The organism is Shewanella sp. HN-41 (genome assembly GCF_000217915.1).
Lineage (GTDB): Bacteria > Pseudomonadota > Gammaproteobacteria > Enterobacterales > Shewanellaceae > Shewanella.
Genome location: NZ_AFOZ01000014.1, coordinates 604,599 through 625,416, shown reverse-complemented (window position 1 = coordinate 625,416; position 20,818 = coordinate 604,599). Strand labels below are relative to the sequence as shown.

At 45.1% G+C, this 20,818-nt stretch carries 21 protein-coding genes, 1 tRNA gene and 1 pseudogene; 7 read left to right on the top strand and 16 right to left on the bottom strand.

Features of this window, described 5'->3' with window-relative positions:
* Window positions 1–334 precede the first annotated feature (334 nt).
* The 14 genes and pseudogenes from SOHN41_RS05455 to SOHN41_RS05390 all read right to left on the bottom strand — a co-directional run bounded on the left by SOHN41_RS05455 (window position 335) and on the right by SOHN41_RS05390 (window position 14,171).
* Window positions 335–1,153 carry a flagellin gene (locus SOHN41_RS05455; RefSeq protein ID WP_007646398.1) on the bottom strand — a complete coding sequence of 273 codons (819 nt, stop codon included), beginning with the start codon at window positions 1,151–1,153 and terminating at the stop codon, window positions 335–337.
* 95 nt (window positions 1,154–1,248) lie between these two features.
* Window positions 1,249–2,460: a flagellar hook-associated protein FlgL gene (gene flgL, locus SOHN41_RS05450; RefSeq protein WP_007646397.1), complete on the bottom strand. Its 1,212-nt coding sequence runs from the start codon at window positions 2,458–2,460 to the stop codon at window positions 1,249–1,251.
* A gap of 11 nt (window positions 2,461–2,471) precedes the next feature.
* Window positions 2,472–4,397: a flagellar hook-associated protein FlgK gene (flgK, locus tag SOHN41_RS05445; protein ID WP_007646396.1), complete on the bottom strand. Its 1,926-nt coding sequence runs from the start codon at window positions 4,395–4,397 to the stop codon at window positions 2,472–2,474.
* Window positions 4,398–4,437: 40 nt separating this feature from the next.
* Window positions 4,438–5,592, bottom strand: a complete 1,155-nt coding sequence (gene flgJ / locus SOHN41_RS05440; RefSeq protein WP_007646395.1) for a flagellar assembly peptidoglycan hydrolase FlgJ — start codon at window positions 5,590–5,592, stop codon at window positions 4,438–4,440.
* Window positions 5,593–5,609: 17 nt separating this feature from the next.
* The gene (locus SOHN41_RS05435; protein ID WP_007646394.1) at window positions 5,610–6,701 is read right to left on the bottom strand and encodes a flagellar basal body P-ring protein FlgI; all 1,092 of its coding nucleotides are present in this window, start codon (window positions 6,699–6,701) and stop codon (window positions 5,610–5,612) included.
* A gap of 11 nt (window positions 6,702–6,712) precedes the next feature.
* Window positions 6,713–7,386: pseudogene (gene flgH / locus SOHN41_RS05430) on the bottom strand (flagellar basal body L-ring protein FlgH).
* A 12-nt stretch (window positions 7,387–7,398) separates the two neighbouring features.
* Window positions 7,399–8,187, bottom strand: a complete 789-nt coding sequence (gene flgG, locus SOHN41_RS05425) for a flagellar basal-body rod protein FlgG (RefSeq protein ID WP_007646392.1) — start codon at window positions 8,185–8,187, stop codon at window positions 7,399–7,401.
* A gap of 10 nt (window positions 8,188–8,197) precedes the next feature.
* Complete coding sequence (flgF, locus tag SOHN41_RS05420) at window positions 8,198–8,941, bottom strand: flagellar basal-body rod protein FlgF (RefSeq protein WP_007646391.1); 744 nt, start codon at window positions 8,939–8,941, stop codon at window positions 8,198–8,200.
* A 172-nt stretch (window positions 8,942–9,113) separates the two neighbouring features.
* Window positions 9,114–10,475, bottom strand: a complete 1,362-nt coding sequence (gene flgE, locus SOHN41_RS05415; protein WP_007646390.1) for a flagellar hook protein FlgE — start codon at window positions 10,473–10,475, stop codon at window positions 9,114–9,116.
* Between the two features lie 67 nt (window positions 10,476–10,542).
* The gene (gene flgD / locus SOHN41_RS05410) at window positions 10,543–11,313 is read right to left on the bottom strand and encodes a flagellar hook assembly protein FlgD (RefSeq protein ID WP_007646389.1); all 771 of its coding nucleotides are present in this window, start codon (window positions 11,311–11,313) and stop codon (window positions 10,543–10,545) included.
* A 24-nt stretch (window positions 11,314–11,337) separates the two neighbouring features.
* Window positions 11,338–11,754, bottom strand: a complete 417-nt coding sequence (flgC, locus tag SOHN41_RS05405; RefSeq protein WP_007646388.1) for a flagellar basal body rod protein FlgC — start codon at window positions 11,752–11,754, stop codon at window positions 11,338–11,340.
* Between the two features lie 2 nt (window positions 11,755–11,756).
* On the bottom strand, window positions 11,757–12,161 hold the full coding sequence (flgB, locus tag SOHN41_RS05400; RefSeq protein ID WP_007646387.1) for a flagellar basal body rod protein FlgB: 405 nt from the start codon (window positions 12,159–12,161) through the stop codon (window positions 11,757–11,759).
* A 144-nt stretch (window positions 12,162–12,305) separates the two neighbouring features.
* Window positions 12,306–13,145 carry a CheR family methyltransferase gene (locus tag SOHN41_RS05395; protein ID WP_007646386.1) on the bottom strand — a complete coding sequence of 280 codons (840 nt, stop codon included), beginning with the start codon at window positions 13,143–13,145 and terminating at the stop codon, window positions 12,306–12,308.
* 105 nt (window positions 13,146–13,250) lie between these two features.
* Window positions 13,251–14,171: a chemotaxis protein CheV gene (locus tag SOHN41_RS05390; protein ID WP_007646385.1), complete on the bottom strand. Its 921-nt coding sequence runs from the start codon at window positions 14,169–14,171 to the stop codon at window positions 13,251–13,253.
* Between the two features lie 205 nt (window positions 14,172–14,376).
* On the opposite strand from SOHN41_RS05390, the gene flgA reads away from it, so the two are divergent.
* From flgA to SOHN41_RS05375, 3 genes are all read left to right on the top strand, one after another.
* Complete coding sequence (flgA, locus tag SOHN41_RS05385; RefSeq protein ID WP_007646384.1) at window positions 14,377–15,084, top strand: flagellar basal body P-ring formation chaperone FlgA; 708 nt, start codon at window positions 14,377–14,379, stop codon at window positions 15,082–15,084.
* A 75-nt stretch (window positions 15,085–15,159) separates the two neighbouring features.
* Window positions 15,160–15,483: a flagellar biosynthesis anti-sigma factor FlgM gene (gene flgM, locus SOHN41_RS05380; protein WP_037458103.1), complete on the top strand. Its 324-nt coding sequence runs from the start codon at window positions 15,160–15,162 to the stop codon at window positions 15,481–15,483.
* Window positions 15,484–15,485: 2 nt separating this feature from the next.
* Window positions 15,486–15,911, top strand: a complete 426-nt coding sequence (locus SOHN41_RS05375) for a flagella synthesis protein FlgN (protein WP_007646382.1) — start codon at window positions 15,486–15,488, stop codon at window positions 15,909–15,911.
* A 101-nt stretch (window positions 15,912–16,012) separates the two neighbouring features.
* Here the strand turns inward: SOHN41_RS05375 and SOHN41_RS05370 are convergent, their stop codons facing one another.
* Entirely contained in the window at window positions 16,013–16,462 is a 450-nt protein-coding gene (locus tag SOHN41_RS05370) for an LPP20 family lipoprotein (protein WP_007646381.1), read from the bottom strand.
* Window positions 16,459–17,091 (bottom strand): FlgO family outer membrane protein, encoded by a 633-nt coding sequence (locus SOHN41_RS05365; protein ID WP_007646380.1) that lies wholly within the window; start codon window positions 17,089–17,091, stop codon window positions 16,459–16,461. Before SOHN41_RS05365 ends, SOHN41_RS05370 begins: the two co-directional genes overlap by 4 nt.
* A gap of 275 nt (window positions 17,092–17,366) precedes the next feature.
* Here SOHN41_RS05365 and SOHN41_RS05360 point away from each other — a divergent pair, with 275 nt between their 5' ends.
* The 4 genes from SOHN41_RS05360 (at window position 17,367) to SOHN41_RS05345 (ending at window position 20,592) form a co-directional block, all read left to right on the top strand.
* Window positions 17,367–18,533, top strand: coding sequence for a flagellar assembly protein FlgT (locus SOHN41_RS05360; protein ID WP_037458099.1), 1,167 nt, complete (start codon window positions 17,367–17,369; stop codon window positions 18,531–18,533).
* A 55-nt stretch (window positions 18,534–18,588) separates the two neighbouring features.
* A tRNA-Arg gene (locus SOHN41_RS05355) sits at window positions 18,589–18,664 on the top strand.
* A 211-nt stretch (window positions 18,665–18,875) separates the two neighbouring features.
* A complete protein-coding gene (locus tag SOHN41_RS20310; protein WP_007646376.1) occupies window positions 18,876–20,096 on the top strand; it encodes a hypothetical protein in 1,221 nt (406 codons plus the stop codon).
* 307 nt (window positions 20,097–20,403) lie between these two features.
* Window positions 20,404–20,592, top strand: coding sequence for a helix-turn-helix domain-containing protein (locus SOHN41_RS05345; RefSeq protein WP_006082439.1), 189 nt, complete (start codon window positions 20,404–20,406; stop codon window positions 20,590–20,592).
* Window positions 20,593–20,818 lie beyond the last annotated feature (226 nt).

Sequence of the window (20,818 nt, the reverse complement as noted above, 5' to 3'; positions counted from 1 at the left end):
CGTCTCCATTGAAGTAGTCTAACGCGCCACTTGAGAATTCAAATTTTTCTGAGCTTTTAATGATGTGACGTTAGTGTTGACTGTAATGGCCATGATGCGATTCCTCTTTATTCCTGGCTAAATCTACTTACCTGCCTCGTTAAGCCAGGCCGGTCTTATTGGTTACAGTTTATATAACGGCCACTATTATTTTATCTTTAGAAATTTTTTTGTCTTTTTACATAAAATTAATTGCGAACTAACAAAAAGGCTTGCCTGCATATCAATTAGCTTATCTTTCGACATAACTAATGTGCAGGCAACAACATTTATCCACAATCAGTGGTAAGCTTTATTAACCAAGTAGAGATAATGCTACCTGGGGAAGCTGATTAGCCTGTGCTAACATGCTCGAACCCGTTTGTTGTAACACTTGGTTCTTAGTCATGGTGGCAGTTTCTTTCGCAAAATCAACATCCACAATACGCGATTTTGCATCAGCCACGTTAGCCTGAGTATTAGCACTGTTACTAATATTATGCGCTAAGCGATTTTGTACGGCACCTAACTTAGCACGTTGAGTATCAATACTAGTTAATGCTGTATCAATTGCGGCTATCGCGGTTGATGCGGCGCCGTCATTAGACACAACTAAAGCATTAACACCTAAAGTAGTAGCATCTGTAGCTGTTATCGTTATTGATATTGTTTCTCCCTCTTGGTGGCCTACTTGGAAATTTTTGGCGGTAAATCCACCACTCAATAATTTAGTATCACCAAACGCTGTAGAGTTAGAAATCGCCGTAATTTCTGAGGTCAACTGATCAATCTCAGCTTGTAGTGCATCTTTGTCACTGGTGGAGTTTGCACCGTTAACTGATTGTACTGCTAGGTCACGCATACGCTGCAGCATATTTGTTTGCTCTTGCATAGCACCTTCAGCTACCTGTGCAACTGAAATACCATCATTGGCGTTACGCATACCAACTTCCAAACCACGAACTTGCGAGTTCAACCGGTTAGAAATAGCTAAACCTGCCGCGTCATCTTTCGCACTGTTAATACGAAGACCGCTGGACAAGCGTTCCATTGATGTTGCTAAGGCACCACTTGACGTATTCAAGTTTTTCTGTGCTTTTAAGGATGTTACGTTAGTATTAACGGTAATAGCCATGTTGAGTTCCTCTTCCTAGTTATACAGCCAAGGCTTGGAGCTTGGCTAAAATTGTTAACAAATTATCTTACAGATCTTGGGTATGGTGCTTTCTGTTAAATAAAGTCAAACAGGGAAACAGAACCCACTTTACTAAACACGCTAGAGACTGCGTTCAATGCAAGCTGTTGCTTTTCAAATTCCGTAATCGCTGACGCATAATCGAGATCTTCCAATAAAGAGAGTGCGGATGTATTCACCACTTTCTCCTCTGTGTGAGTCTCTTCATAACTTTCGACGGCTTTCAGATTATTTCCCGCCACACTTCTGGCGGAACTCATCTGATTGACGCCACTATCAATATTATTCAATATCTGTGCCAACTGCGCTCGACCTTGTGGGGTATTGGCAGAATTAGGATCCTCGATCAAGGCGATGGCATTGCTGAGAGTATCAAAAATGCTCACCTCAGCCTGAGGTTCCATGCTAAAACTGTCACCAGCACTGGGTTTGCCATCAATTCTGACTTCAATTCCATTAAAACTGACTGGAGCGCTTGCATCAAAATTCGCGACGTTTGCCACCGGATTATTCGCCGAATCTAGTACCTGTAAATTGACTCCACCAGCACCGTTGTCCGTGAAATTAAACACATATGTATCAGCTACATATGTTGATTGATCGGCAACTTCTGCCGTTTTAACACTAAATCCCCCCTGCTGGCTGGCCAAATAATTGACGCTAAAATCACCAAGCCCATTTGGGGCTTTCATAAACGCCATATCACCGGGAACATTAGTACCAAGGGCAACGCCTGATTGGACTAAGCTGTTTCGGGTACCAGAATCACCGCTATAGACGATTTGGGGCGGTGTTGAGTTATCAAAGGCAAAGGGTTCTTTATCTGTACTGAATCCTGAAAACAGGTAATTCCCCGATTCATCCTTGCTATTGGCGATAGAAAGCAACTCATCTAGACTTCCTTTCATCTCATCGGCAATCATTTGCCGCTCAGTTCCAGAGAGTGTGCCGTTTACCGCTCGCATGACTTGCTCCCGCATCGAGCCAGTCAAATCTTCAGCACTGCCTAACTTGCTCTCTGCCACGCTGAGGCGATTAGTTGCGTAGTCAATATTCTTCATAAATTGATCGACTAACGCATTTTTCTGGTTCAGATTATCGATCCCTAATGCCGCCACAGGATCATCGCCAGCGGTATTCACTTTCTTACCTGTGCTTAATTGATCGAGGATCTTGCTCGTCGCCGTTTGCTTTTGCAGCACACTACTAATGCTTTGATTGAAGATCTGCGCGGATGATAATCTCATGGTTAAATCTCCTAACGCACTGAGGTCAATAGGGTGTCAAAAATTTCCTGAGCGGTCGTCATGATCCGCGCAGAGGCTTGATAGGCTTGCTGAAAACGCATTAAATTGGCGGCTTCTTCATCTAAGTTAACCCCCGATTCGCTTTCAACTCTCGCATAGGCTTGTTGATACACGGCTTCGGCACTGCCCACTCGCACTTCGGCGGCTTTTGTCTTGCTGCCGATGTCGAGCTTAGTATTTTCAAAAACATCTGCGAGGGTTGACTTACCGCCATTCATCACTTTGGTTTCACTCATCTTCGCCATAGCCACTGCGTTAGAGTTATCTCCCTCGGCGAAGGATAAATCAAAGGTAAACCTGTCGTTACTGGCCGCGGCACTGCTGTCAACCTCAAAGGTAAAACCAAAGGCACTGATACTCGGAGGCGTATAAGGTGCGGCGGCACCGAGTGATGCACCTGTGGCATCGAAGGCTTCATAGGTTGGAGGAACAGCTGTGGTATCGAGTTGAATAGTCAACTCACTGCCAGTCACAGGGAAATTTGCGGCGCTGCGATTACTGATCTGCGTTAATTTGACTTGAGTATTACCCGAGTTCGCCGTATCTGGGGTGATTTTAGGTGAAGCCGCCGCAATGCCCTTAGGATCTGTCATCACAACTTCAATACCATTGGCAGCTCCTGCCGTCGGACGGATTGCAAACCTGTCCCCCGATGCCATGGCACCCGCTTTAATATCGATAGAAAATCCGGCGCCACCTTCTAACTTAGACCCGTTTAAGGTCAATGGGGTGATAGCCCCCGATTGCGTGTCCCTAAGCTCATAGGTCGCTGGAGCGGTAAACGACAATTCGTAGGCTCCGCCCGTCAACAAATTAGTGTCATCGATGTTGACACCTAAAGTTGCGTTACCCGTATTATCTGAATACCCACCAGCTCGCCCCAATGACATTAACGGATCGTTGATATCTTTGAAGATATCCGCGCCCACTTGACCATTAAGATCAAATCCCTGGGCTTGTAATTTATTAAAGCTATCGGCTACGCCTAAGGCCAGCTGGTCAAGCTCAAGGCCAGCAGGAATTAAGGTTTGTTCACGGTATTCAAACAGCGCACCTAACTGACCACCCAATTTACTGGGATCGGCGGGAACGCTTTGCGAGCCAATGCTTGACATCAACTGCAACTCATTGGGGAATGGATCGCCTGTTTTAGTGTCCATCGTCATCGCAATTTCACCGGAAACCAACATGACAGACCCGCCCAACATGATGCTTTTGGCGCCATTGTCTAGGGGGATCACATTCACCTGTGCATATTGGCTCAGCTCTTGGACTAGGGCATCTTGCTTATCGAGCAACATGGCATCTTGATTTGGCGACTTCATCAACTCGAGGTTTAAATTGGCAAGCTCGGTACTGATCTCATTGATGCGCTTAGTCATACCTGTGATTTGATCATTGGTTTGACTAAGTTGACCATTCAAATTCGCCTGCATCTGATTCAAGCTGCTCGCCAATTGTTTGGCATCATTCAAGGTTGAGCTACGAATGCCTAAGTCAGCGGGCAGGTCCGCTAGGCTGTTTAGGCCAGAAAACAGCTCATTTAAACTCTGTGGCACAATCTTGCCAATTTGAGAAAACAGTTGATCCAGTTCACTCAACTTGCCATAGCTCGCTTCTGCGCCACTTAATGTTGTTTGGCCTATGCGCAATTCCCTTGCCGCATAATCATTATAAATACGTTTTACATCAGATACATAAGTGCCAGTACCGTAAAAGCTATTACCAAGACGTTGGGATTCTAAGGTGGTCTGAGTGGCCACTTGTCTGTGATAACCCGCGGTATTAGCATTGGCGATATTATTACTGGTGACCCCCAATTGGGATTGGGAAGCCAGCACACCGGTACGGGCAATAGTTAATAGATCGATAGCCATTAGCCGATACTCCTCAAAACTAACATCCTATGAAGAATGATCATTTGTCTTCTCCTGGCAGTATCGACTTCAGTTCTTCACTGATGGACTGCATCACTTTGATGACTTTTTCAGCATATTTAGGATCGGTAGCATAGCCAGCATCCTGCAATGCACGGATAAATTGGCTCGGTGAAGCCGCCACTTTCTTCGCGTCTTGATAACGATCACCATCGGCAATAAAGGAGACAAAATCATTAAAACTGTGCTCAAAATCGGTGTAAACCCGAAAATCGGCTTTTTGTCTCACGGCAATACCCTGTTCAAACTCCAAGGTACTCACGTTCGCTTTATCCCCTTGCCAGCGGCGATCTGCTTTAATATTGAATAAGTTATGGCTAGGAGCACCATTATTGCCACGAACAATTTTCTGTCCCCAACCCGTTTCTAATGCCGATTGTGCCAAGAGGACTTCGGGTTTTGTCCCCAAAGCTTTTGCCGCCTTTTCTGCATGGGGATATAGGGTTGCCAAAAATTCTTCTCGACTGCCAAACTTAAGTGTTTTTTGGGTTTCCCTAAATGCCGCCGTAGGCAAGATTTGGCCGCTTATCACAGGCTCAATGGGTGACAACGGCTGTTCAGACCAAGTAGGTTTGGGGGCATCTATGGCCAATAACCGCTCAGGTTTATCTATGTCTAATGAGGATGTTACCCCATCGGCATTTTCAGCTTCAAAACTGGGTCGAACAATCGACGCTGGTACACCAGTCAGTGCATCGGTCTTAGTCTCCTCACCCAAAGCATTCGATGCCGAAACGCTTTGTGCTGGAATATTAAGAGATTTATCATCATGTTGCAGTTTCGAACCGCCATCATTACGCAGCACGGAAGCTGGGGTGAATTGGCTCGATTCTGGCGATAACTGCTGCACCATCATATCCGCAAGGCCGAGTACGCCTTTATCCGATAAATCGACAGATAACTGCTGATCACGCATCTGCTCATAGAACTTTGTGTATTGACTGTTCAGTGGGCTGTCTGATTCGAACACGGCATTGGCATCCCGCATACTTTTCATCAGCATTTGCACAAAAACGCCTTCAAACTGTTGGGCGACTTTTTTCAAGGCACCCTTCTCATCTTTCTGAGCCTGGACACGCAGCGAATCTAGGCTGCCCAGATCAAGAAAATGTGATGAACTTGAAAGCTTTTCCATGATTTTCCCGACAGAAATTAGATGATGATAAGTTCACCATGCAAAGCACCTGCCACTTTTAATGCTTCGAGGATAGCAAGCACATCTGACGGCGCCGCGCCCACTAAGTTTACCGCTCTGACTAACTCATCTAAGGTCGTGCCAGGATTAAACATAAACATCCGACGATCGCTTTCAGTGGCATTAATAGTACTGTTGCTGGTAACGGTTGTTTGGCCATTCGCTAACGCATTTGGTTGAGAAACTTGGGTCGCTTCGGCAATTGTGACTGTGAGTCCACCATGGGTCACAGCCGCCGGCAGTAACTTGACGTTTTGCCCTACCACAATGGTGCCAGTCCGTGAGTTAACAATCACTTTGGCTGATTCATCTGCAGGTTCTACATCAATATTTTCTAAGGTCGCAAGGAAAGAAACTCGTTGTGACACATCCCTTGGCGCACTCACTTGTACTGAAGTTGCATCCAATGGGCGGGCCATATCGGGCCCGAGCAGCTCATTAATGGCATCGGCCATTCGCTGTGCGGTGGAAAAATCGGAGCGGCGTAGATTGAACGTCAAATAATCGCCAGTTGAAAATGGCGTGGCAACACTGCGCTCCACAATCGCACCGTTAGGAATACGTCCTACCGTTGGGGTATTTTGAATGACCTTTGAACCGTCTAAGCCATCGGCACTAAAACCACTGACCACGAGACTGCCCTGGGCAATTGCATACACATTGCCATCCACCCCTTTAAGGAAGGTTTGCAATAGGGTGCCACCACGTAGACTTTTGGCTTCACCGAGACTCGAGACGGTAACGTCTAGATCTTGACCTGGCTTAATAAACGCTGGCATATCCGCATGCACAGCAACCACGGCAACGTTCTTGATTTTAGGCCTGAAATTATCGGGTAAGTTGATCCCAAAGTTTTTCAGCATGGTGGTAAAAGTCTGCTCGGTATAACGGGTCTTCTCACCCGTGCCCGGTAAACCGACGACTAAGCCGTAACCAATCAATTGGTTGCTACGAACCCCTTGAACATTGGCAATATCTTTAATGCGCTCTGCTTGGCTTGGAAGTGAAAACGCCAGCATGGCAACCGCTAAAATCAGTTTCAATTTCATGATACGACTCCTTAGAAGGGCCACCAATCGCTCATAAAGAACTGGCTTAACCAGCCCACCTTTTGCGCATCGGCGAAGGTACCAGTACCGCTGTATTGAATACGCGCATTGGCCATACGGGTTGAATCGATAGTGTTATCAGGTTTGATATCCTGTGAACGCACTATGCCGGTCACTCGGATAAACTCATCGCCGTGATTAATGGAAATCCATTTTTCACCGCGTACGACTAAGTTGCCGTTATTGAGTACTTGCATCACGTTCGCGGAGATACTGCCATCTAAGCTATTGCTTTGATCGGCATCGGATTCCCGCTTAGTGTTCATGCTGTCTTTGTAGCGTAAATCGATTGGCACACCACTAATGGTCACATTGCCGCCACCCGCATAGAGAGGATCGAGCGACATATCAGAGCCTTTTTTGATCTGATTACCCGCACTCTTTTTCGCCTGAGTCGCTTCCTTCAACACGATAGTGATGATGTCACCCACTTTATGGGCGCGAATATCCGAATAGAGACTGGCCGCTTGGCTATCTTGGTAAATGGATCCCGTTGCGGCAATTTTGGTTGGCGGCGCTTCGGGGTAAACCGGTGCATAGAAAGGATCATCTGCAATCGGCTTTTTTGCGTCGAACTGCAAGCTGTAAGCAAGAGAGCCGCGGCCAATATGAAATACCTAGCCATGATATGTGCCTCTTATAGGTTCTGATTCACATAAGCCAGCATCTGATCTACCGCTGAGATCACTTTGGAATTCATCTCATAGATACGCTGACTTTCAATTAGATTCACAAGCTCTTCGGTCACATTGACGTTAGAGGTTTCTAACGCGCCTTGACGAATGGCACCCATTCCATCGAGCGAAGCCGTTCCTTGAATAGGTGTGCCGCTTGCCCCCGTCTCGGTGTAGAGGTTTTGCCCCATAGGATCGAGACCCGATGGGTTAATAAAATCCGACATACTGAGCTGACCCACCACCTGATTTTCAGCGGCACCCGGTGTTTTTACTGACACTTCGCCTTCGGAGGAAACCGTAATACTGGTGGCATCATCTGGAATGGTGATCGCAGGCTGCAGCACATACCCAGAACCTGGCGTAACTATCTGTCCAGTATCATCCAAGGTAAATTGCCCATTGCGGGTATAGGCCGTGGTGCCATCGGGTAATTGCACTTCAAAAAAGCCAGGGCCTTCAATCATCAAATCGAGTGAATTATCCGTTGTCAGCATATTGCCTTGAGTGAACATTTTTTGAGTGGCGACAACCTTAGTACCCGCACCAAGATTTAACCCATTGGGTAGTTTAGTGTTAGAGGAACTGATGCCCCCCGCTTGGTTAACGGTTTGATATAACAAATCTTCAAATACTGCGCGGCTCTTTTTGTAACCCACAGTGCTGGCGTTGGCGACGTTGTTTGAAATCACCGCAATGTCGGTTTGCTGTGCGTCTAAGCCAGTTTTACTAATCCATAACGCCGGATGCATAATCTATCTCCTAACTAATACGCATTAATGAAGATGAAGCGCGATCGTTTTCTTCCGCGGTTTTCATCATCTTGACTTGCAATTCAAACTGGCGCTGTAGGTCAATCAAAGACACCATTTCATCTACCGGATTAACGTTACTCCCCTCCACCGCACCGCTCTCAACATAGACACTAGGGTCGGCTGGCGCATCATTGCCCGACACTAAGCGAAATAAGCCGTCCTCGCCACGCATCATCTGGGCATTGCCAGGATTTACGAGTTTTAATCTGCCCACTTCCTCCACCACATCCGCAGTTGCACCTTGGGGACGAACGGAAATAATGCCATCTTGGGAAATTGACACTTTGTCAATCGGCAGAGGCAATACTATTGGCCCCGCATCCCCCATCACAGGGTTTCCCCTGTCGTTATGCAGTAAACCTGTCGAATCAAAACTTAAGCTGCCGGAGCGGGTATATGCCTCGCCGCCATCTTGGGCCTGAACCGCGAACCAACCATCGCCCTTAATGGCAACGTCAAGATCTCGCCCTGTGGTTTTAATCGGACCAGAACGAAAATTAGCAGACGGCGTTTCAACCATGGCGAACGCCCGAGATGGCAATCCTTCACCAAAGGCTTGCATCGTTCTGGCTTGGGCCATATCCGATTTAAATCCATCGGTATTAGCGTTGGCTAAGTTGTTGGCACGTAGCGCCAACTCATTCATATTTTGCTTAGCCCCACTCATGGAGATATACAGGAATTTGTCCACAGACGGCTCCGTCAAATTTTCTACCTGACGATAACAAAGCAAGCATCATGCCAACAAAAACAAGCTGCTAATCGATTGATAAATTGGATAAATAGAAAGGAAAAATCTGGGGAAGCCCAAAAGAGGCTAAGTGTTGCCGCTGGCGGCAACACTTAGTACAGCAAAGATAGGATTAACGGATTTGCAATACAGTCTGTTGCAGGGTGTTATTGACTTCCAGCGTTCGAGAGTTCGCTTGGAAGTTACGCTGCGCGGAAATAAGATCCACTAGCTCAGTGGTTAAGTCGATGTTCGACTGTTCCAATGCCGATGAACTAATGCTACCGAAAGTACCGCTATTGGCCTCACCCGCTAATGCTGGGCCCGATTCTAAACTCGCCTTCCATGAGGTATTACCCACTTGGGTCAAACCTTGCTCGTTAGCAAAGCGCACTAATGCCACACGGGCTAACGGCACTGTAGAGCCGTTAGAATAGCTCGCCGTGATGAGGCCATCTTCACCAATCTCAACGTTAGTTAAACGACCTACTGTCGTACCGTCCTGGGTCAGTTCCGTCGCAGCAAAAGGGGCTGCATATTGAGTCGGTGCGTTAAACTTAATCGTTAAGGTCTGGGTGCCATCGGCTCCAGCCCCCAGAACACCTGCACCACCAATACCTAGGGTTTCTGTGGTGACCGTCGCGGGATCGCTACCTGTATACACCCCCACCGAGTTGAACTTTAAGACAGAGCCTTTCCAACCCCCAGTCGTCTGAGCCGAACTCGTTGCATCTGGGCTGCCATCGCCCGTAGTATCTGTTTGATAAGAGCCCGCAGGTCCCGATACGTCCACTTGTTTACCATCAACGGCGTAGTAGGCAACCCAGTTGCTTTCACCGTTATATGAACCATTAGTAGGCTTAACAAAATAGGTCGTCATGATATGTGGCTCACCGAGTGAGTCATATATTGTCATTGAGGTGACGTTGTTATAAGTTTTCGGATCGAGTGGATCAAATGCGGCTGGATCGAGTGCACTTTCTTTCGCATTTAAATTCATCTGCAAGCTGACGTTTTCACTCTTGACTGGACTGCCCGCAGTATCGGGGATCTGTACCGGCCTAGCGGTTGTTAGGCTAACAGAGGTTGAATTCCCCTCTTTATCAACGGGGAATGTTTGCAAGTAATTACCAGCTGAATCAACCATATAATTATTCTTGTCAACCTTAAACGCCCCCGCGCGGGTAAACGAATGGTCTAATGTACCTAGCTCAGAAGCGGTAACGAAAAAACCGCCCCCTTTGATCGCCATATCGAGGGAGTTACTGGTTAGTTGCAAACTACCTTGATGGAACTGCTGAGCGACTTGGCTCGTCGCCACACCACCACCAACAGCCGTCTTTGAGTTAGAAAAAATCGAATTAGCGTAAACATCCGCAAATTCAGCACGCGATTCTTTAAAACCAATGGTGTTAGCATTCGCGATGTTGTTCGCCGTAGTGTTTAAATCTTTCTGTGCGGCCGAAATGCCACTCAATGCAATGTTAAACGACATAATTCACCTCTACATTTGACTCAATTCAATTGCGGACGACTAACGCCCAATCCAAATACTGACAATATTAAGTTTCAGACACGGCCAAGACATCAGACAACTTGATCCCCATACCGCCCCTCAGGTTTAAAATCGCACCTGTGCTAGCGGTACCGAGGGAAACACTGGTCACATGGGCATAGGTGGACACAGCTAAGTCCTGTGATTCTCCATCGACTAACCCACTGGCTTTAATCGAGTAATTCCCTGCCGCGACGGGCTGACCATTTTTATCTAATCCATCCCAATTCACTGCCACGTTACCGCCTTCGCTGCCATCCACAGTAAATGTGCTAATAACCTGCCCTTTCGCATCCTCAACACGAACGTTGATGACCGGAATTTTATCGGGAGTACTGATCACCCCTTTCATGGTTGGACTCTCAGCTGAAATATTGCCAGTATCCGTTGGGATCAGTACTTTGCGTCCCACAAGCCCAGACGCCTGCAAAGCCTGGCTAGATGTCATCACACTGTTTAAATTGACAATTTCATCATTTAATTTTGAAATACCATCCACAGTTGAGAAAGAGGCCATTTGCGCAATCATCTGGTCATTGTCTACGGGTTTGAAAGGATCTTGCATGGACAATTGTTGGCTGAGTAGCGAGAAGAAATCATCTTGACTTAATTGCTGACTCTTCGCTTCAGGGACAATCGACTCTTTAGGCAAACGGATGCCATCTAAAAACGGATTACCCGTTGAACTAGTTGTCGTATTTGTCGTCACAGTATTCGATTGACTCTTAGCCTGAGTCGTCTGCGTCGACGCTTGGTTAACTTGGTTAATGAGGCTCACAGCTGACCTCCTAAAGAACGCATATTATTTACCCATCCCAAGTGTTTGTTGCAGCATTGATTTAGCTGCTTCAGCGACTTGAACATTCATTTGATATGAGCGCGAAGCAGATATCATATCTGCCATTTCTTCCATGACATTCACATTCGGCTTGTAAATAAAGCCATCAGTATCCGCCATCGGATGATCCGGCGAATACTCCTTTAATAGGGGTTTATCACTCTCAACTATGCCTTTTACCGCAACACCCTGGGAAGCTTGTTGCTGACTTTGCGCTTTAGCCATTTCCGCTTCAAAAATAGGATGGCGGGAACGGTAGGTTTTATCGACACTGCTGGAGACTGCATCGGCGTTAGCTATATTACTCGCCGTGGTATTCAGCCTGACCGATTGCGCCGACATACCTGAGCCTGCAACATCAAAAATGCTAAATAAACTCATGATTAATCCCCTCTCAGTGCCTTTTTCATGCCGCTAAATTTGCTGTCAAGAAACCCCAATGACATTTGATACTCGAGGGCATTTTGCATAAATGCCGATTGCTCTTGCTGAATATCGACAGTATTGCCATCACCGGTATCGGGTTGATTAGGAACACGAAACTTAACATACTGCCCAGTCAATTCAGCTAGGCCAAAGTGCTGCTCGCTCGGTGTCATTTCTAGACTATTTCGCTGTTGCTGCTGGCTACGGGCGACTTGCATTGCTGCAGAAAAATCGACATCGCGGGCTTTATAATGTGGCGTATCAGCATTTGCGATATTACTTGAAATCACTTCGGCACGTTCTGCACGTATACCTAAAGTGAATTGATGCACACCCAGTGCCTTGTCAAAGTTGATCGCCATAAAATTGCCTCCATCGTGTCACTCATGGGAATAAAGCAATTCATGTGCCAAAATAACAAAAACAAAGGTAAACGGTGATAATGGTAAACAGAGGCATAAAAAATTACCGACAGATGCCGGTAATTTTTTAATTAAGTTAATATGTTAGGTTTTCTTTTGATAATAAATACCCGGATTACAGCGGACCATATCAAATTCATCCGTTAATCCAGCAATCGACTCAGAAGCCCCCAAAAAGAGAATGCCCTTAGGGTTTAAAGCGGCAGCAAATTGCCGCAAAATTTTTGCTTTTGCCTCTGGAGCAAAGTAGATCAGCACATTGCGGCAAAAAATAATGTCAAACTTGCCAAGCAAGGTATAACTCTCAAGCAAGTTATGGGCCCTAAAGTTAACTAAACGCTTAACATTGTCTTTGAGTTTCATATTGCCAGAAGGCAGGGGATCAAAAAACTGACGTTTACGTTCCTCTGATAATCCACGGGCTAAGGCGAGACTATCATATTCCGCATTCTTACAGCGCTCTAGCATGGAAGGGGATAAATCGGTCGCTTGAATTGCAGCGCCACCTGCAAGTGCTCCTGGTTTTTTTTGCTGGTATTCCAAAATCGTCATAGCCAACGAATAAGGTTCTTGTCCAGATGAACAAGCCGCAGACCAGATTTTTAATGGTCGACCTAAACGGCTGTATTCGGGCAGTAGTACATTATTCAGCAATTCGAATGGATAACGGTCACGAAACCATAGGGTTTCATTAGTTGTCATCGCATCAATCACCTCGGCCCTCAATGCGCGCTCCGTTGGCTTCATCGAATGTTTCACCACATCGGACAAAGATGGAAGATTATATTTTCCCATCAAAGGAGCAAGACGGCTGCGCACTAGGTATTGCTTATTTTCACCCAGTACGATGCCGCTGTGTTGTTCTAGGAACAACCTAAATTGATTATATTCAGCCTCAGCAAGTGATTTATTTGGCACATTCACGTCCTAAATCCTATAGCTAGCACCAAAATAAGTGCAAAACCATCATGTTATAAGGGCTAGATTATAGCGTAAAGCTCAACTACACACTAACCCATACTCAATCACTTACAAACTTAGATGTTTGTTCACTGCCGCAGCTAGCTCATCAGGGTTAAACTTCGCAATAAAGTCATTGGCCCCCACTTTCTGCACCATTGCTTGATTGAACACCCCACTTAAAGAGGTATGTAGTACCACTTTGATATTTTTGAGTTTAGGATCATCTCGAATTTCGGCGGTTAAGGTGTAACCATCCATTTCAGGCATTTCAATATCTGAAATAATCAGCGGGATCTCATCCGCCACATTATTCATTTCACTCGCTATGGCTTTTAACTTATCCAAGGCTTCGCGGCCATCTTTTGCCGTGTCGATTTGTAGATTCAATGATTCTAGTGAACGAATAATTTGCTTACGTGCAACAGCCGAATCATCGATAACCATAATATGATAGTGCTGTGTTCTATCTAGGGTTAATTGCTCATTAACTTCATCACTGATCGCCGTTTTGACGGGTGAAATTTCATCTAATATTTTTTCTACATCAAGAATTTCAACAAGTTCACCTTCAATCTCAGTCACAGCCGTTAGATAAGAGTAACGGCCAGCTCCCTGGGGCGGCGGCATAATGGCCTCCCAGTTCATATTGATGATGCGCTCAACCGAACTGACCAAAAAACCCTGAACACTGCGGTTATATTCAGAAATAATAATGAAACAATTTTCCGTATTGGCGAGTGGACGTCCCCCGGTGGCAGCACTCAAATCGATCACAGAAATGGTGGTTCCACGGATATGAGCGACGCCTTTAACATAGGGATTAAGTTTAGGCAAAGCGGTCAGTGGCGGGCACTGCAAGACTTCTTTCACCTTAAACACGTTAATTCCGAACCGTTGACGGCCATTTAACTTAAATAACAAAAGTTCTAAACGGTTTTGACCAACGAGCTGGGTTCGTTTATTGACTGAATCAAGAATACTCGACATAACTCTGCCTTGTTGCTCTGTTTATGTACGTCCCTAAGACTCATTTGAGTATAGGCATATTAATTGCTTACATCTTATTATCGATAAATACAGTCGAACCTGAGTCAAACTTCTGACACCGATCCCTAGATTAAACAGGTATCATCAGCTTCGAGCTTGGTAAAAGTATAGGTGCATTCTGGCGTTACAAGCTAGTCTCTTCATTATGAAAGTAAATTTAGTCTGTTTTTTGAGTCTTATCGCCACGTTAATGCCAACAACCGCATGGGCAGAGCCCGTTGTGCCCACCATATCGGCGATATCCGAATTAGCTAAAGCACTTATTCGTGAAAAAATATCACCACCCGACAATGCAAGAGTGAATATCGCCCCCCAAGCGATTGATGCCCGGATGTTACCGTCACAATGCAACACCCCGATAAAAGTCGAAATGGCAACGGAGCGTGAGATCAACCGGAACAATACAATCAAAGTGAGTTGTGATACGCCGGATCTTGCCTATCCTTGGCAAATCTTTATCTCGGTTCGCGTGGATATTTTATTCCCAGTCGTCGTTGCAACGGAGACTTTGGCACCAGGGGAGCTCATCACCCCAAATCAAATTGAGGTGCAATATGTAGATCAAAATAGTTTACGTGGAATGCAATTTGATGACCCAAGCCAACTTTCCGGGGTGCGCGTTAAGCGCCGAGTTGCCAAAAATTATCCTATCTTTGCCAATAATCTTTGCTTTGTTTGTAAAAATGATGCCGTCTCTATTTATGCACGCTCTAGTTCTTTGGTATTAAAAACCATGGGAGAAGCCCTGCAGGATGGCAATAAAGGTGATCAAATAAGAGTTAAAAATAGCAGTTCAAACAAAGAATTAGATGCTATAGTCATAGGCATTGGCGAAGTTGAAGTTAGAATGTAAAATACGCTAAAGCTTTTCTGTAAGCTGCCGATACCCCAGTTAAGAAATCCCGTATACCCGACGCTGGAGCCTAACATGGCAATTGATATTAGCAAACTCAACACCGGAACCACTTCACAAGTGCGTTCAGGAGCAACAAAGACAAGCAGCGAACAGTCTGCACAAGTGGCGGCTAAATCTTCACCACCACAAAGAAGCGACTCAGTTGTCATTACAGCTCAAGCTCAGCAATTACAAGGAGCTCAGACTAAAATGGCAAGCCTACCTGAAGTCGACCAAAAGAAAGTGGCCGAAATTAAACAAGCCATTGCCGAAGGCCGCTATAAAATCGATCCCGAAAAATTAGCTGCTAATATTGCCAGCTTTGAAGCTGAGTTAAATGACCTTAATAAAGAGTAACTATGACTGAAATAGCTAAACTGGTTGATTTACAACACGCCCATTTGGCTGTTCTTAAACAAATAATACTCAAGGAAAAAGGCGCTTTGGTTGACCAAAACGCCGATTTGCTATTGTCGCTTGCAGCTGAAAAGTCCCTCTGCCTTAAGGACCTTCAAGCAAACGATAACCTTATCGCCCAGCACAGCGATAAACCCCTGCTGACTCAGCAGAGGGAGCTTTCCCATAAAATGGCCGCAGTTAAAGAAGCCTTGGCTGAATGCAAAGAATTAAACGCCCAAAATGCAAGCCTGATTGAAATGAATTTAGCTAGCCTAAATCGTTTCGCCCAAGCGCTACAGGCCAGCCGAAATGCCACTAGCCTAACCTATAACGATAAAGGAAAAACCTCGACCATTTCGAGTTTAGGCAATGACTTAAAGGCATGACACCGCCTTTCCAACATTCTTTGAAATATTCCCACGGTTAATGCCAAAGAAAAGCCGCACAAATGTGCGGCTTTTCTCTCATGACCGTACTGTCATTTTAACTAAAAGTAAGTCACTTCTTTTATCCGCTGTGGACGGCTCTGTTGCTGATACAACTGCCATACCTTAGCAAAATCAAGTTCTAACTCAGTAACATAATGATCACCCGCGGGATAACTCTTTACGACTCGCGCACCACGGATCACTCCAGAAACCGACGCTTTAACATTATCGTCCGTCAACATCCAATCACTCACGCTGCTGTTAGCGGTGATCTTCTGACCATAGACTTGTTCGGCTAATTCACGATAAGCGACAATTTTAGAAGCTTGCATCGCCATCAGTACTTTTTGTGACTGTTCCTTCGCAGGTTGAGTCGCCAATGGCGCATAACCAATAGCGGTTAACTTAGGGAAAGTAGGAGGCGGTACATCTTCCCACTGTACATACTTATCTTGGGTTGCACAGCCGCCAATAAACAGCACCATGGCAAGTAATAGGTAGCGTTTCATTTTCCATCTCCTAACACACGCACTTCATTCATGCCAGGACCCGCCTGACGATATAAGATGCCATCCTGTGAAATCACTTGCTCCGATAACTGCATATAATTGGCAAGCTCTTTTTGCGTCACAAAAGTCTGTGAAGCTGAAACCACACGGTTATTACTCAAACTCACAATACGAGCATTAATCGCCATACCATTCGTTGTGGGGCTCATGGTAGACACCAGAAGATGCTCAACGGGAAGATTTGTCGACAATTTTTGCCAGTCCCGCGTCAAGATGAAGTCTCCATCCGCAGTCACCCGCAGTCCATCACCCAAATTTAAATCCACCACATTGAATTGAAACTGATGCAAGGATGTCATTAGCCCTTGTTGTAACTGCTGCGCTAGTGCATTAGTACTGCTCATATCCCCCACTAAAACGGGAGTCGTGACAACTATGGGCTGATCGGAACGCAATGCATCATTTTGCTTAACCAATTCAGTGACTATTCGTTGGGATAAATGATTGATCATCGCCGTTGGCGGTAAACCATTGCCATCCACTAAGCTAGGTTTCGGTGGCGCAACGGGCTGAGTTACGCATCCACCTAACAGGAGTAGAGTTAGGGGAATGATCACTTGCTTTAGCATTGGGTCTACCTCATTTATAGAAATATCGACAATTGTATGACTCACAGGTTTCTGCCATAAAAAACTGCAAATTTCAGACCAAAGCGAAGCGCTGATCTGAACATTGCACTGAAATAGTCGATGTATAGGCTCTTTATCGACAAAAACAGTGAAAACTTTATCTAAAGTTCCCATCGAATAAGGCACAGAATTTGCTTTAGCGGTAGATAAGAGGAAATGTCAGTAAACTGACTTATCCTGATCATTGACAGCAACACAGCGTTAAGGACTCATTGATGCACATATTAAGATCCGCTTCGTACATTATGTGGAGCCTTGCATTGCTCTCTATGCCTGCAAAAGCAGAATGGGTTGAAGCCAGTGGTGAGGCTTTAATCACCAACAGTAATATTGCCCAAGCAAGGGAAGAAGCCATTAACCAAGCGATAAGCTATGCCACCCTCAGCACTGGCATTCAAATTTCCAGTCAGCAGCAAACCTCGAACGGTAACCTGACACAGAATAACTTCGCGATAAACCGCTATGCACAGGCCATCAGCATTCAACTGGTGAGTGAGCGCATCCAAGGCAACAAAATCTATGTCTCACTCAGACTCGATTTAAATGATGACCCGACCCAGCAATGTTCCGCCGGACAACTCAAGGCGGCAATTCTCATCCCTCAAGCGCAAATTAAAGATCGGACACAGCTAAGGTATGGTCAACTATCAGGGTTTGAAGAAGCGATCTCAGAGAAGCTAGGCAATAGCATCGATGGCTATTCCTCCACCAGTTTTACCCATCTGCATGTCACCGAAAGACTCGACATCAACCAAGAATTAACCGACATCCGCGGTTATCGACTGCCAAGCTGGTTAAGTGAAATCACCGACAGCCAGTATATATTGCTACAGCAAATCATTGATATATCAATAGAACCTACACAGTCCACCTTTATGGGGCTGTGGGATGAAGCCCCACAGAGACAATTCCAGTTTAAGCTCAGCCTCTACCACGGGATCAGCGGAGAAACTGTCTGGAGCAAAACCTATAGCACTTCCGCTCCCTGGGAATTTGAAGAACAGGCCATAGTATCCCCTAACAGCGATCAATTCTGGCGCTCCGCCTATGGCAGGAATATCAACCTGTTAATGCAAGAGGCAACTCGAGATCTGGACAACACGCTCAATTGCCGGCCGCTACTCGGTCAAGTCGTCAGCCGCCAAGCCGATAGGATCATCTTAAACTTAGGCCGCAGACACGGCATTCGTGTGGGGGATAAGTTCCAGGTCGTTTTGCAGCAAAACTTACCCGACCGACTCAATGAAATGCGCGCCATTGCAACTAAAAGCCGCGCCACAGTAAAAATTGAACAAGTGAGTGAAGAAAGTGCAACCGCCGTGCTCGTAGACCAAAATGCGGCTTACAATGTACAGATAAACGACATCGCGCTTAAGATTTAACCAATTAAATCATAAGCCTTTTAATCAGAGATAAAACCAGTATAATCACTGTCGTCTCTCCATAGCTCAACAGGATAGAGCAGCCGCCTCCTAAGCGGCCGATCGGGGTTCGAGTCCCTGTGGAGAGACCATAAGTCACTTTTTATCTATAAAATTCAATAATTTACGAAAATTGAAAAATCCTGTGCCGCCTATGTGCCGCCATAGGAATGACGTTTTTTAGAATTTTTTTTCGTAACATTTTCAAAAATCCCCGTTTTGCCCTGTTCATCTCAGTTATGGACAATTAACACTCTTTCTAATACTTTTCCCTATGAGTTAACGAACAGGGGAAATAGCTTTATGACGGAAACTTCATCGCAAGAAAAGTTCACTCAAACACTCGAAGGGATCATCGAACAATACTCAATTTCCGAGCCACCCGAATTTTTGAAAGTCCTTACCGCCCTCCCAAACTCTCCAGATAAAGACAAAATGTTCGAAGATATGGATGAGGTATTTCGTGCCATAACTTCACCCTCTGAACTATCCAGCAAACTCCCCAAAGGCACAACTGAAGATACGGTCGCAAAAGAGCTGGCAAAAATTCCAGACAGTCAAAAAATCCTTAGTGAAGAACAGCAGAAAATGGTGGAGCTATTTATTGAAATGCTATCTTCATCATCGAGCAATGAATCTCAGATCGATATGAATTATGTACGAAGGTTCGCAAATGCCGATTTTCCGCTGTCATCGGACACTAGTGATGAAGATGAAGCTGTATTAATAAACTTACTCAACAGTCAACCAGAGGCCATAGCTGAGTTTATGCAAGCTATGATGGCGTGCCACATGGCTGGAATGACCAAAGCAGCCAATCTACTAAGTCGCCTTTTTGCACAGCACGTATTGGTCATTGAAAACGAAAGTTATCAATCACTTCAAACTGACCTAACAAAAAATAAAGGACATATTGAAGCATCATCTCAAGCAGGAAAATCAGGACGAAACAAGCGATATGAAAAATCCGATAAAGTTAAAGCCTTCGCAATACAGCTCTATCTATCAGGAAACTTCAAAAATCCGCATCAAGCCTCACAAGCAATCGTTTTTCAAGTAGCAGAATTTGGTCAATCGGTTGGATATCGTTTTACAAGTGATTACCAAGCACCAAGAACAATCGAAACATGGATACGAAAATACTTAAATGAAACAAAAAAATGCCAACAAAAAAATAAACCTTCATTATTAAAGAACTGGATCTTGAGCGGATTAGCAGGAGGAATTGTTGTTGTAATTGGCTATTATCAATACATATATGAACAAAGTCTAAAATGGAAAGATATTAGGTACTCTGAAGCAAAAGTCACCTATGATACTTTATTAAAAAAAACAGCAAACTTAGTCAAAATATCACAGGACTCAGAAAGTGACATTCAAGATTTTTCGGTAAAGCTGGATGACTACTTCGAGTTTTTGAGGAGTGATTTTGCTCTTTATCATGGCGATTTCATTTTTATAAGAGCTTACAGTTTAGGTTTCATCTTCACTCAATGCATAGAAGAAAAGAAAAAAAAACTCTAATTCCAAATGCGAGTCACTCCCGATAGATGGCAGACAATACAGACTCGGAATATGTGCCAGAACGTCACTGGATCACATAAGAAAAACTGTTGACCCTTCAATTATTTTTAGCTACGAACAAATGATTAAAGAATCAGTTAATTGGCAACATGAAAGTGATACCCAAAGGGATTGTGGTAGAGGATAAAACTCCGAGAAATCACCTCCACACCCTGTGGAGGTACTTTCACACCCTGTGACGTGAATACACTCTAACCCCTCACAATTATCTTAACTCCTGACAAATCTACTTTAATCAGGAGTTACCATGAACGATCTATTACTTAGTCCGACAGAGGTCGCCGAATTTCTCGGCGTCACCATCGGCACTCTATCCGTTTGGCGCTGTACTGGCCGCTACCCATTGCGCTTCGTTAAAGTTGGCCGCAGCGTTAAGTATCGCCAAAGTGATGTTGAATCCTTCATTAACGGGAGGGTTTATGATCACACTCTTTAAATTCGGTTTCTTGTTTTGCGTCATCATTCAATTAGCGATGATCGACCACACACTTCAACAATGCCTAGAGACCATTAGGTTATATAACGAGTCCAAGTACCCGTTAACGGGTACAGAGACCGAAATCGAAAAGGTGTACCCGTTAACAAGCACTGACTCTGTTAACGGGTACACCTTAAAAGCCACTGACCAAAAGCAAACAGTTCCGTTACATAACGGGGAGGTA

What these genes read in the sequence shown, in the direction of transcription:
- flgM (WP_037458103.1), top strand. Translation starts at nt 15,160, where the DNA reads ATGGCAATTGATATTAGCAAACTCAACACCGGAACCACTTCACAAGTG.
- flgB (WP_007646387.1), bottom strand. Translation starts at nt 12,161, where the DNA reads ATGGCGATCAACTTTGACAAGGCACTGGGTGTGCATCAATTCACTTTA.
- flgE (WP_007646390.1), bottom strand. Translation starts at nt 10,475, where the DNA reads ATGTCGTTTAACATTGCATTGAGTGGCATTTCGGCCGCACAGAAAGAT.
- SOHN41_RS05375 (WP_007646382.1), top strand. Translation starts at nt 15,486, where the DNA reads ATGACTGAAATAGCTAAACTGGTTGATTTACAACACGCCCATTTGGCT.
- SOHN41_RS05370 (WP_007646381.1), bottom strand. Translation starts at nt 16,462, where the DNA reads ATGAAACGCTACCTATTACTTGCCATGGTGCTGTTTATTGGCGGCTGT.
- SOHN41_RS05360 (WP_037458099.1), top strand. Translation starts at nt 17,367, where the DNA reads ATGCACATATTAAGATCCGCTTCGTACATTATGTGGAGCCTTGCATTG.
- SOHN41_RS05390 (WP_007646385.1), bottom strand. Translation starts at nt 14,171, where the DNA reads ATGTCGAGTATTCTTGATTCAGTCAATAAACGAACCCAGCTCGTTGGT.
- flgL (WP_007646397.1), bottom strand. Translation starts at nt 2,460, where the DNA reads ATGAGATTATCATCCGCGCAGATCTTCAATCAAAGCATTAGTAGTGTG.
- SOHN41_RS05365 (WP_007646380.1), bottom strand. Translation starts at nt 17,091, where the DNA reads ATGCTAAAGCAAGTGATCATTCCCCTAACTCTACTCCTGTTAGGTGGA.
- flgJ (WP_007646395.1), bottom strand. Translation starts at nt 5,592, where the DNA reads ATGGAAAAGCTTTCAAGTTCATCACATTTTCTTGATCTGGGCAGCCTA.
- flgC (WP_007646388.1), bottom strand. Translation starts at nt 11,754, where the DNA reads ATGAGTTTATTTAGCATTTTTGATGTTGCAGGCTCAGGTATGTCGGCG.
- SOHN41_RS05345 (WP_006082439.1), top strand. Translation starts at nt 20,404, where the DNA reads ATGAACGATCTATTACTTAGTCCGACAGAGGTCGCCGAATTTCTCGGC.
- SOHN41_RS20310 (WP_007646376.1), top strand. Translation starts at nt 18,876, where the DNA reads ATGACGGAAACTTCATCGCAAGAAAAGTTCACTCAAACACTCGAAGGG.
- flgA (WP_007646384.1), top strand. Translation starts at nt 14,377, where the DNA reads ATGAAAGTAAATTTAGTCTGTTTTTTGAGTCTTATCGCCACGTTAATG.
- flgK (WP_007646396.1), bottom strand. Translation starts at nt 4,397, where the DNA reads ATGGCTATCGATCTATTAACTATTGCCCGTACCGGTGTGCTGGCTTCC.
- SOHN41_RS05455 (WP_007646398.1), bottom strand. Translation starts at nt 1,153, where the DNA reads ATGGCTATTACCGTTAATACTAACGTAACATCCTTAAAAGCACAGAAA.
- SOHN41_RS05435 (WP_007646394.1), bottom strand. Translation starts at nt 6,701, where the DNA reads ATGAAATTGAAACTGATTTTAGCGGTTGCCATGCTGGCGTTTTCACTT.
- flgG (WP_007646392.1), bottom strand. Translation starts at nt 8,187, where the DNA reads ATGCATCCGGCGTTATGGATTAGTAAAACTGGCTTAGACGCACAGCAA.